Origin of the sequence: Coprococcus sp. HPP0074 (assembly GCF_964238105.1) — a bacterium.
In the GTDB taxonomy this organism is placed as follows: Bacteria; Bacillota; Clostridia; order Lachnospirales; family Lachnospiraceae; genus Faecalimonas; species Faecalimonas umbilicata.
On sequence record NZ_CAXSKS010000011.1, the window covers coordinates 77,759 to 89,243 of the forward strand.

Sequence of the window (11,485 nt, forward strand, 5' to 3'; positions counted from 1 at the left end):
TGCAAACAAACTATGTGAGGTAATATGCTTATGAAAAAATATGTTTCTATATTTTTGTGTCTTGTTTGTGTATTGACTTTAGTTGCGTGTGGAAAAAAGGCAGATCCTATTACGCTACCCCAAACCGACGAGATTACATCTATTGATATAACTGTCGGGGAAAACACAGTAAGTCATGCAGACAAAACTTGGATAAGTGAAATAATCGCCAATATTTCCAGTTCTGAACCGACTAAAAAAGAAAGTGTTCAAGATGTCCCACAAGCGGAAAGTTATATTAAGATTGACTTTCAGTTTGAGACAGGAACAAGTACACTTTTTGCATATGAGGACAGTGGGAAATACTATGTTGAACAGCCCTATCAGGGAATTTATAAGATTGATAGTCAACTGTACAGTCGGTTACAAGAAGCCAATTAAATTTCAGTTTGGACTTTTCTTATAGAGCCTTTCCCTGAAGGAGAGGCTCTATAATTTTTATCTGAAATCACTAAGGCTACTTTAACTGTCATCTTTTCTTAACCTAAAATCAATGTACATATTTTTTCTCTAAGTAAGTCGATTACAATATCTATAAATTCTCCGGCAAATAAGATAAAGATCAGAACACCTCCCATACAAGCCAGAAAAGCTGCCTGTAGCCAGTCTTGATAACAGATTACTGTTCCAATGAACAACGCCATAATTCCAAATCCCAATATTTTTTTTGCGACTGCCACCATATGTACTAATAGCTTCACTCCGGCACCTATGATCGAAATGATAAACCACAATGGAATCAATAACACTTTTCCTGCCACTTTTAAAATACCCATATCTGTCCTCCTATCTTGCTAGCCACGGCATATCATGATTTACTTCTGCTCGGTAATATCCACTTATCGTTGAAGGAGCATTGAACAATGCCGCAAGTAAATATTTCTTGATATTCTTAATTTTACTCGTATTTCCTTCCAGACAATGCAGCACATACTCTACATGCGAATAATCCAGCTTCATGAATTTTCCCCTTACCAAAGCTCCTGAATACCAGTTGCTTGCAATCAATACTTTATCGCTCTTACACATGACAGTCTCTACGATCAGATCCACAATTTCATCAATCTGATTTTTGTCATGAGGATGACTCACTAACAGAGAATCATAATCCAGGTTTTCTTTGATCAGAGATTGATACGCATGTAATGTTTCCAACTCATCCTCTTCGGATCCTATCCCATCTGCAGATACGATATGATTAGATTTATTCTCACTAAGATTAGTATTGTTAATATTAGTATTATTAGAGTTTGAAATGTAAACTTCTTGAAGTTTATTTTCGGGACTTCTTGAAGTTTGTTTTTGGGACTTCTTGAAGTTTGAAATGTAAACTTCTTCTGTCTCTTCTTCCTCTACAGAAGTTTGATTTGTAAACTTCACCATCTTTGATTTTTCTTTTTTCTCTTCCTCACACCCCTCCTGAATAAATGATTTTACATAGATGATCGTAACCTTTCCAAAGCCCTGCCTGCGCTTTTCGATCAAACCGATCCCTTTTTCATCATCCAGCTCCTGAAGAGATTTCACCGCTTTATTTCTTCCACAATTCAATAATTCCATGATATCTTCAATGGAAAAATAGATATATGCCCGATTTTCTTCATCAAACCACTGATTCTTAATGGATAAAGACATTCTGTCCAGCATCAAACCGTATAAAATCTTCGCATCACTGGAAAGATCCTTGAAGCACTCATTGGTAAATAGAGCTTTGGGTATTCTGTAAAAACTAAACTGATCTGCTTCTGTTCCATAAAAATATTTAAAATTCATTTTTTTGTCCATGTATCTTCCTCCCTTCCTTTCTCTCATAGAAGTCCTTTTTTTAAACTTCTGTATCTCTTCTTTCTTTGGGTTATCTTATTTTGACACCCCTTATTCCTGTTCTCTTTTCCATTGTTCCAGCAATGCCTCAATCACCTTTTCCATATCCGCTTCCGAATAATCTTCCGGAAAATATTTTGTGAGCTTCTTTCCTGATAACACCACTTTTCGTTCCGGTGCTTTTACCGCAATGCAGCTATTGAAAATCGAGATCATAAATCCCTGATTCACCGATCCTTCTTCCAACTGTTTTCTCAAAGCTGTAATCTGCTTTGGTTTAATAAATCCTGTATCTCGGATATACTCGTAGATCCATTTCTGTATTTCCTTTTCAATGTAGGAAATATCAACAGCAATGGTAAAATTCAATTTCTTTACATCTACCATATCTAATAATTCTGGAATCAATTCTGTAAGGCGAATATAGCGCTGAACATTTCTTGTACTCTCTCCAACCTGCTCTGCTAAAATGTCTCTTGAAACAACTCCTTTCGACTTCTGGCCATTTTGACCAGAAGTTATATCTGTCCTATATCCCTGATGTTTCATTGCATCCAACTTCATCCTATAAGCAAATGCTTTTTCACTCGGGAGTAACTCTTCGCGTTGGATATTGGCATCTACCATAGCAATGACCGCATCATCATCTGACAACTCTCTAACAATTGCAGGAATTGTTTCCACCCCAGCTATAACAGCCGCGTGCATTCTTCGATGACCTGAGATCATCTCATATCCATTTTCACCATCGGACCGTAACAAAACTGGTGTCAATACCCCGTAGGTCTTTACACTCTCTACTAAATCTGCCATCTTTTCATCATCCAATACTTTGAAAGGATGATCTTTAAATGCATGTATTCTGTTGATTTCTATTTCCATTGCAGACTCTTCATTGACTACTCCCAGCAATTCATCAATGCTTGTCAATTTGATTTTTTCACCACTTCTACTTTTCATTTTCCAAAACCTCCTGCGTCAGCTTTTCATAAGCCATAGATACTTTTCCATTTGGACAATGACAATAAATACTTTTTCCTTCCGCACTTGCTTCAGCTACCTTAACTGATAGTGGAATGACATTTTCAAAGATAGAAATCTTAGATCCATAAGTTTCTCTCACTCTGGAAGCAATATCTTTGGCGTAATTAGTGCGAAAATCCACCATTGTCAAAAGAATTCCCTGTATCGTTAGTTTCCGGTTCAATCTCTTCTTTACCATAGAAATAGTCCTGATCAACTGTTGAAGTCCTTTAACCGGCAAATATGCAGCTTGTACAGGTATCAGAACCGTATCAGAAGCTACTAAAGCATTGATGGTCATCATGCCTAAACTTGGCATACAATCAATCAAAATATAATCGTATCGTGATTGCATCGTATCAATATATTCCTTCATGATCAGTTCTCTGCTCATTACATTACTCATGGTTACTTCCAGAGCAGATAACTCAATATTGGCCGGTAGGAGATCCACTTGTTCCTCATGATGTAAAATGCCTTCTTCCTCAGCAATTTCCTCATCATTGATAATATTCATCATAATAGTTGCAAGAGTGGTTCCAATATCATCCGGTTCCACATATCCAAGACTAGCTGTCAAACTTCCCTGTGGATCCGCATCGATCAATAACACTTTCTTTCCCTTTCTTGCTAAGCCAACTCCAAGATTTAAGGTCGTTGTACTTTTTGCAACTCCACCCTTCTGGTTTGCTATCGAAATAACTTTACACATACTGTTTTCCTCCATTTAATTCGCCCAATTTTCTTCCTGCCAGATTTTCAGCAATGCAATGATTTCCCGTTTCATCATTGCCGGTGTATATCTGCTTGGAAAATATTTGTGAAGCTGTTCATTTGTAAAAGCAACTCTTGTGATCTCACCTTTTTTTATCTCACTCATAATTTCCTGCATCTTCTCTAATGTAAGTTGGTTTTCTTTACTCAACTTTCGAATACGTTGTGCCTGTGATAAAGATGGAACTGCCTGAGCATAATCCATAGCTTCCAATAATTGCTTTTGCTCTTCTTCCTTCAAATATGAAGCTTCAACTGCAGGATTAAAAGATATCAATTCATCATCTAATTTCTGTAAGAACTCTGGAATCAATCTTGTTAATGAAATATATCGTTGTACCTGCTTCGGACTGTCCCCACATTCTTCACTGATAATCTCTACAGTTCGCTTCTTTTTTGTTTTGTGGTCAATTTGGCCTTTTTTCCTTCCCGATTTTCTTTTCAGTACATCATTCTTCATTTTGTAAGCAAAAGCTTTTTCACTAAAACTGATTCTTTCTCTATGCAAGTTAGAATCCACCATATTCAAAATAGATTCATCTTCGGTCATTACACGGATAATCACCGGTACTTTTCGATACCCCAATAACTCAGCCGCATGTTTTCTTCTATGACCAGATATGATTTCATAAACTCCATCCGGTACCGGCCTGACAATCAATGGGTTGAGAATTCCATACTTCTCAATACTTTCTTTTAACAAATACATCTCTTTATCGTCTTTTACTTGAAAAGGATGATTTTTAAAAGAGCGAAGTCTTTCTATCTCAATCTCAATGATTTTTTCATCTTCATTCTTCGGAATAAATTCTTTCGTTACTTCCATCACCATTTCCTCCTTCTTCGGTCAGACGAAAAAATGCCCGTCTGGATCCGATTATTTTTGAAATCAGTTCCAAACGAGCATCTCGTTTGCTATTAGCCACAGCTAATATATTTCTCTATTATTTCAGCTAATATTGGTTTGCAAATTATGTTCTGTAAACAATTTTTCCTTTAATTTGCCTTATTTTACATTCCTAAATCAGTGGTGACAACAAGTACTTCCCCAAATGTTAGCAGTATCCCTGATTCGATATGTTTGCAAAATACTGTTTTTTATTAGCTGCCAGCTAACAATTATTTCATTGTGTTAGCTGGAAATCATCCTCAAAGCAATAATTTCATGCATTTTTCTAATCAAAAAAGCGCCCCATTATTTGCATTTCTGCTAACAATCGAACGCTTTTGACTGGCCGTCTCGTATAGGAATCGAACCTATAATTTAGTCTTAGGAGGACCATGTTATATCCATTTAACTAACGAGACAAAATGCCATTTTCCCTTGAAAACACGCGGTTTTCCAGCTTTTGGTAATGGCAACCTTTATTTAATTATCAGCTTTTTTCAAGCTGTTAATTACTATTATTTTTCATGTTGGTGACATCAAAGCACTCCCCTTTTAGGGTAATACCTTCGTGTCAATTTTTACTCTTCTTAACTAGATTTGAACCCAAAAGTTTTTTCAGGAAGTGATAACCTTGGTTCCTCCTTAGGAGGCGAGTGCTCTATCCAGCTGAGCTATGACGACACATGCCGCAAACCCTTGATTTTACTGGGTTTCTGGGATTTTTCCCTTCGGCCATATATAAGATTATCAACTCTTTTTCGAGTTGTCAATCTACAGATTTTTTTGATTTGGTAACATTAGAACGTTCCCCAATTTGGGGAATGCTTTGTTGTCACCCTTAGCATTTTTCAGAATAGATTCGAACTGAAAGTTGTTTTTCATTTTTTCCCTTTGGGGAATGCCTCGGCTTTCTCTTAGGAGGCACTTGTTATATCCATTTAACTAAGGAAACATGCATCTGCTTTGCCGAAACAAAGCAATATGTTTTTTCACACTGTTATTAGTATACCAAATAATCTCTGATTTTGAAATACCTATTTTGAAACTTTTGAAACTTTTTATCTGCTTGTCTTCTCATTTACTGGAAATTAATTATCCCCTGCAGCCATATATTCGCTTTAAATCTCCGCCCTACTTCCGGCACTCCGAAAATACTATTTTTCGGTACGCAAACGTCAAACTGCAGTTCATTGACATCCATCGTAAATACATAAAGTTCTGTGCCGGTTCTCTCATTTCTACAGGAACGAATCTTTAAAATTTCTCCCAAAATAGAATACTGGTCACATTCTGCACCATATGGCATAAAATATGTATCCACAATTGTATAGACATCATTTGTCATCAACTTTTTGGAAACTTTGGAGTAAGTGTCCATATCCTCTAATGTCAATGTCTCCATCGCCTTCTCGTCACCACTTTTTGCCGCACTCAAAAGCAGCATACGGTTTCTTGCCTCTTCCTGTTGGCTCTGAAGCTGATAATCATTTTTCTTAATCGGCAGTAAAATACTTCCTGAAAGCGCCATAGCTGAAAGTGTCAGAGAAGTAGATTTTTTAGAAACTCCTCCCAAGTTTTTCACTTGACGGTACTCCATCCCATTGATCAGATGAAATATCAGACTGATTCCAACCCGCACATCCTCACATACACCTAGGTACATGTCTCTGTCCATTCTCTTTTCCACAATGATATCTTCATAAGAAGTAATACCACTTCCCTTTAAATAAGGGAAGTAGTATTCCATCTCAAATTCTTCGCCATCGTAGTCCCCGCACATAATGATTCCCATAGCTTCAGAATATTCTTTCTTATATTCACAAACTATTTCTCCTTCTATATTTGCAGTTTCTTCGTGACTTGTAAAGTTTTCCTTTGTATCTCTCAGAACTTCTTTCAGATCTTTTTTCGTTTTCAGATGGTCAAATCCGATTGCTTTTAAATATTGATGCACGTTTTTTTCCTCTATTTGATTTCTGTCTTACCACCCATATACGGTTGTAATGCAGCTGGAATCTTAATAGAACCGTCTGCTTGAAGGTTGTTCTCCAGAAAAGCAATCAGCATTCTAGGTGGTGCAACTACTGTGTTATTTAGTGTATGAGCGAAATATTTTCCGTCCTCACCTTTGACTCTGATATTCAATCTTCTCGCCTGAGCGTCTCCCAGATTTGAGCAGCTTCCAACTTCAAAATATTTCTGTTGTCTTGGTGACCATGCCTCTACATCGACAGATTTTACTTTAAGATCAGCAAGATCTCCTGAACAACATTCAAGAGTACGAACCGGAATATCAAGAGAGCGGAACAGATCTACTGTATTTTTCCACATCACATCGTACCATTTCATGCTGTCTTCTGGCTTACATACAACGATCATTTCTTGTTTTTCAAACTGGTGAATACGGTACACTCCTCTTTCCTCAATTCCATGAGCTCCTTTTTCTTTCCGGAAACATGGAGAATAAGATGTTAACGTTCTTGGCAATGTCTTCTCATCGAGCATGGTATCGATGAATTTTCCGATCATAGAGTGTTCACTTGTACCGATCAGATATAAGTCTTCTCCTTCAATCTTGTACATCATAGAATCCATCTCCGCAAAGCTCATCACTCCTGTCACTACATTACTGCGAATCATGAATGGCGGGATGCAATAAGTAAATCCGCGGTCGATCATAAAATCACGCGCATAAGAAATCACTGCAGAATGTAATCGTGCAATATCTCCCATCAGATAATAAAATCCGTTTCCTGCTACCTTTCCTGCACTTTCCAGATCAATTCCGTCAAATTTTTCCATAATTTCTGTGTGATACGGAATCTCATAATCTGGCACGACCGGCTCTCCATATCTCTCTAATTCCACATTTTCACTGTCATCTTTTCCGATTGGAACAGATGGATCAATGATATTTGGAATTGTCATCATAATCGTTTTAATCTTCTCTTCTACTTCTTTTTCTTCCACAGAAAGTTTTTCAATGGTATCTCCCTGAGCAGACACCTGTCTCTTATACTCTTCTGCCTCTTCTTTTTTCCCCTGAGCCATGCATGCTCCGATCATTTTGGAAATTTTATTTTTCTCTGCACGAAGCGCTTCTACTTCCTGTTTGATCTCTCTGTTTCTTAAATCCAGTGCGATCACTTCATCCACAAGCGGAAGCTTACTGTCCTGAAATTTATTTTTAATATTCTGTTTTACAATATCTGGGTTTGCTCTTAAAAATTTAATATCTAACATTTGTTTTTCTCCTCATACCTTCTATTTTTTTACATCTACAATATCTTTGAGTGCATATGCTTCCTGGAAAATTGCTTTCTCTAATGATTCCGTTTCCTCCGATGACAGTTCTACATAACTTTCACCCTTCACAATCTCCTTAATATAGTTATAGCACCCTTCCCGGCTATGCATTACATTTAACACAAAGCCATTATCATTTGCATCAAGCAATGTCAACACAAAACTGAGATTTCCTCCCATTTCCTGAAATGCGTCATACTTGACAATTCCAATCTTCTGATAATTTCCTTCTAGCCTCCGATAAATTTCTTTTATATTCTGCCGGTTTAACTTTGCCATATGGGATAAATTATCAATTTCATCCAGTCGGTCTGTAATGCTCTTTTCCATTGACCTTCCATCTTTGCCTTTCATAAATGCATTGTAACTGCTTTTTAAGCGATTATATTTCATATGCATACTTATGACAAGCACAAATAAGATTATAATGAAAATCAGGAGTCCAAGCAAAAGGAACACCGGATCAAACCCGAGATGAAATAGTAAACTGTCTTCCATATTTCCTCCTTTTTTTCAAATGGTTCGTGTACAAATTTTACTGATGGATAGACATGATCATTTCAAATATATGTTCCAACTCTTCGTCAGAATAGTATTCGATTTCTATTTTCCCTTTTCCTTTTGATTTCTGATTGACACTGACTTTGGTTCCAATCACCGATCTCATTTTCTCTTCCAGATCCCGATAAATAAAGTCATTGCTGGTATCCTTTTTCGTTTTTTCCTTTTTCGGTTTCTTTAAATCTTTTACAAGTTTTTCTGTCTCACGCACGCTTAGCTTTTCATCAAAAATTTTATTAGCAAGAATATATTGCTGCTCTTTGTCTTCAATTGCAAGAAGCGCTCTTGCATGTCCTGTAGAAATCATATCATCGATGATCATCTGCTGCACTTTTTCATCAAGCTTCAGAAGACGCATGGAGTTGGTAACTGCTGTTCTACTCTTAGAAACCCTCTCTGCCACTTCGTCCTGTTTTAATTGAAACTCTTCCAACAGCCGCTTGAATGCCTGAGCTTCCTCAATCGGATTAAGATTTTCTCTCTGAATATTTTCGATTAAGGCAATCTCTACCATTTCTTGATGAGAATATTCTCTGATGATTACGGGAATTTCTTTCAGACCTGCCATTTTTGCAGCGCGCCATCTTCTTTCTCCGGCAATAATCTCATAATAATCTCCTTTTTTCTGAACAAGAAGTGGTTGAAGTACACCGAATTGCCGGATGGAATCTGCTAATTCGATTAGGGAATCTTCATCAAAATTTTTTCTTGGCTGTGTACGATTTGGCTCTACTTTTGTTATTTTTACTTTTTGTTCTCCCGATGCAGGCATTGTTGTTTTTTCTTTTCCAGAAGCCTGTTCGCTCACCTTATCTTTGCTCGTATTCGCCTTTGGTTTATGATCCGGAATCAGACTGTCCAGCCCTTTTCCAAGACCGCCTCTTTTTACTGCCATTACTCTTCTCCTTTATGAATCACTTCTTCTGCCAGAAGCATATAACTTTCGGCTCCCGATGATTTTGGGTCATAAATATTAATTGGCAATCCATGACTCGGAGCTTCTGCCAGTCTGATATTTCTCGGTATAATTGTCTTATAAATTGTCTGATCCAAATTATCCTTTACATTTTCTACTACCTGAAGCGACAGATTTGTTCTGGCATTATACATTGTGAATACAACACCTTCCATCTCTAAATCTGGATTCAATCTTTCTTTTACCAGATCAATCGTGTGCATAAGCTGGCTCAAACCTTCCAATGCATAATACTCACACTGAATCGGAACTAAAACAGTATCCGCCGTTGTCATTGCATTAATCGTTAACATACTCAGTGACGGAGGACAATCTACAATTACAAAGTCATAGTTCCCTCTGATTTTTGCCACTTCATCGCGGATGATAAACTCTTTGTTTTCTACACCAATTAATTCAATTTCTGCGGCAGACAGATCAATGTTTGTAGGAAGCAAATCAAGATTTTCAAAAACCTCTTTGCACAGGCACTCTTCGACAGTCGCCCGTCCAATGATCAAATCATATACCGTTTTTTCTACATTATCTTTATCAACTCCCAATCCACTGGTCATATTCCCCTGTGGATCCATATCTATCGCTAATACTCTTTTACCCAACGCGCTCAAGCATGAGGATAAGTTAATAGCTGTGGTCGTTTTTCCTACGCCGCCCTTCTGATTGGCAACTGCTATTATTCTTCCCATATTAGTGTCCCCTTTCTCTTGCTTTTTTATTATAACACTAAAAAGAAGTTTAATCTACACAATGTTTCACGTGAAACATTTATTTTATTTCTCTTCTAATGTTTCACGTGAAACATTTTATTTCCATCAATCATTTTACTATGTTATTTACAAATATTAGGCAAACAGTTTATCTACTTATTTATTTTCCCTTATTATTCTTTTTTATAGTGAATGTTTCACGTGAAACATTTCATTAGTAAGTTTACTCTTGAATAAAGTTTTATCTTTTCTTGCTTTCCTTTGTGTAGTATAATAATAAGAAAAAGTACAATTACAATGTACTATCTTATCACTTATTTACCATGATACAAAGTCACTTACGGTGGCATTGCTACGAAAGGAGTTCTTCTATGAGTTGGAAAAAGAAACTTACAACGGGAGCTGTTCTGGCATCATTGACAGCTGGAACAATTTATACAATCAATAAAATTATTTCTTTTACATCTACACTTGATAACTTACTTTGTAAAGAGGACGGTCACTATTTCGATTGGAGATTTGGAAAAATATTTTATAGAAAACAAGGAGAAGGAAAACCTATCCTTCTGATTCATGATTTGACTGTAAATAGCTCTTCCCATGAGTGGAATAAATTAGTAAAGTCTTTAAAAAAACGAAACACGGTTTATACTATCGACTTATTAGGATGTGGACATTCAGAGAAACCTAATCTCACCTACACAAACTTTCTTTATGTCCAACTACTTACGGACTTTATCAAAACTATTATTGGCGAAAAGACCGATGTGATTGCCACCGGAACTTCTTCTTCCTTTGTATTAATGGCATGTGCAAATGACGACAGCCTTTTTGACCGGATTATGATGATTAATCCGACCAATCTGTCTACACTTGCGACAATCCCAACCAAACGGACAAAACTTTTGCGCTACTTACTTTTGACTCCTCTTATTGGAACATTCCTATATAATATTTTGATGAGTAAACGACTGTCAGATCAAAACTTTTTTGAAGAGAACTTTCATAACCTAGAAGCCCTTGATGTAGAAATCAAAAACTCTTACTATGAATCATCTCACTTAGATAGTTCCCATGGAAAATATCTACTTGGAAGTATCCTTGGACGTTATACGAATGCTAATATGTTTCATGCTCTAAAAAACATCAATAATAGTATCTTTCTCATTGCCTCAACAGGTTCTGGAGAAAATATTGCAATTGCAGAGCAATACCGAAATTATATTCCATCTATTGAAATTACAACATTGAAGGACAGTGTACATTTCCCTCAGCTTGAAACACCACAGACACTTCTTGAACAGATTGATTTGTTCCTAGGTGTGGAAGAAGAGTCTTAATAAGCTTTAGAAAATAGAATGTAACGTGAAGTGTACTTTTTACTCT

Annotated in this window: 12 protein-coding genes and 1 tRNA gene; 2 read left to right on the top strand and 11 right to left on the bottom strand. The window is 36.7% G+C overall.

Features of this window, described 5'->3' with window-relative positions; translation table 11 throughout:
* Positions 1–30: 30 nt before the first annotated feature.
* Entirely contained in the window at positions 31–420 is a 390-nt protein-coding gene (locus ACESPO_RS12860) for a DUF5301 domain-containing protein (RefSeq protein ID WP_499788968.1), read from the top strand.
* Between the two features lie 98 nt (positions 421–518).
* Here the strand turns inward: ACESPO_RS12860 and ACESPO_RS12865 are convergent, their stop codons facing one another.
* The 11 genes from ACESPO_RS12865 to ACESPO_RS12915 all read right to left on the bottom strand — a co-directional run bounded on the left by ACESPO_RS12865 (position 519) and on the right by ACESPO_RS12915 (position 10,078).
* Positions 519–815: a hypothetical protein gene (locus tag ACESPO_RS12865; protein WP_499788969.1), complete on the bottom strand. Its 297-nt coding sequence runs from the start codon at positions 813–815 to the stop codon at positions 519–521.
* A gap of 10 nt (positions 816–825) precedes the next feature.
* Positions 826–1,824, bottom strand: coding sequence for a DUF6017 domain-containing protein (locus tag ACESPO_RS12870; protein WP_499788970.1), 999 nt, complete (start codon positions 1,822–1,824; stop codon positions 826–828).
* Between the two features lie 90 nt (positions 1,825–1,914).
* Complete coding sequence (locus tag ACESPO_RS12875) at positions 1,915–2,823, bottom strand: ParB/RepB/Spo0J family partition protein (RefSeq protein ID WP_499788971.1); 909 nt, start codon at positions 2,821–2,823, stop codon at positions 1,915–1,917.
* Positions 2,813–3,598: a ParA family protein gene (locus tag ACESPO_RS12880; RefSeq protein ID WP_499788972.1), complete on the bottom strand. Its 786-nt coding sequence runs from the start codon at positions 3,596–3,598 to the stop codon at positions 2,813–2,815. The genes ACESPO_RS12875 and ACESPO_RS12880 overlap by 11 nt, the downstream gene beginning before the upstream one ends.
* Positions 3,599–3,613: 15 nt before the next feature.
* Positions 3,614–4,489: a ParB/RepB/Spo0J family partition protein gene (locus ACESPO_RS12885; protein WP_499788975.1), complete on the bottom strand. Its 876-nt coding sequence runs from the start codon at positions 4,487–4,489 to the stop codon at positions 3,614–3,616.
* Positions 4,490–4,896: 407 nt separating this feature from the next.
* Positions 4,897–4,968: transfer RNA gene (locus ACESPO_RS12890), tRNA-Arg, on the bottom strand.
* A 659-nt stretch (positions 4,969–5,627) separates the two neighbouring features.
* The gene (locus ACESPO_RS12895) at positions 5,628–6,503 is read right to left on the bottom strand and encodes a DUF3881 family protein (RefSeq protein ID WP_117578628.1); all 876 of its coding nucleotides are present in this window, start codon (positions 6,501–6,503) and stop codon (positions 5,628–5,630) included.
* Between the two features lie 11 nt (positions 6,504–6,514).
* Positions 6,515–7,792, bottom strand: a complete 1,278-nt coding sequence (gene serS, locus ACESPO_RS12900; protein ID WP_008977301.1) for a serine--tRNA ligase — start codon at positions 7,790–7,792, stop codon at positions 6,515–6,517.
* A 21-nt stretch (positions 7,793–7,813) separates the two neighbouring features.
* Positions 7,814–8,353: a DUF4446 family protein gene (locus ACESPO_RS12905; RefSeq protein ID WP_008977302.1), complete on the bottom strand. Its 540-nt coding sequence runs from the start codon at positions 8,351–8,353 to the stop codon at positions 7,814–7,816.
* A 37-nt stretch (positions 8,354–8,390) separates the two neighbouring features.
* Entirely contained in the window at positions 8,391–9,311 is a 921-nt protein-coding gene (locus tag ACESPO_RS12910) for a ParB/RepB/Spo0J family partition protein (RefSeq protein ID WP_009263541.1), read from the bottom strand.
* Positions 9,311–10,078 (bottom strand): ParA family protein, encoded by a 768-nt coding sequence (locus ACESPO_RS12915; protein ID WP_009263542.1) that lies wholly within the window; start codon positions 10,076–10,078, stop codon positions 9,311–9,313. The genes ACESPO_RS12910 and ACESPO_RS12915 overlap by 1 nt, the downstream gene beginning before the upstream one ends.
* 392 nt (positions 10,079–10,470) lie before the next feature.
* Between ACESPO_RS12915 and ACESPO_RS12920 the strand changes: the two genes are divergently transcribed.
* Positions 10,471–11,439: an alpha/beta fold hydrolase gene (locus ACESPO_RS12920; RefSeq protein ID WP_117578631.1), complete on the top strand. Its 969-nt coding sequence runs from the start codon at positions 10,471–10,473 to the stop codon at positions 11,437–11,439.
* Positions 11,440–11,485 lie beyond the last annotated feature (46 nt).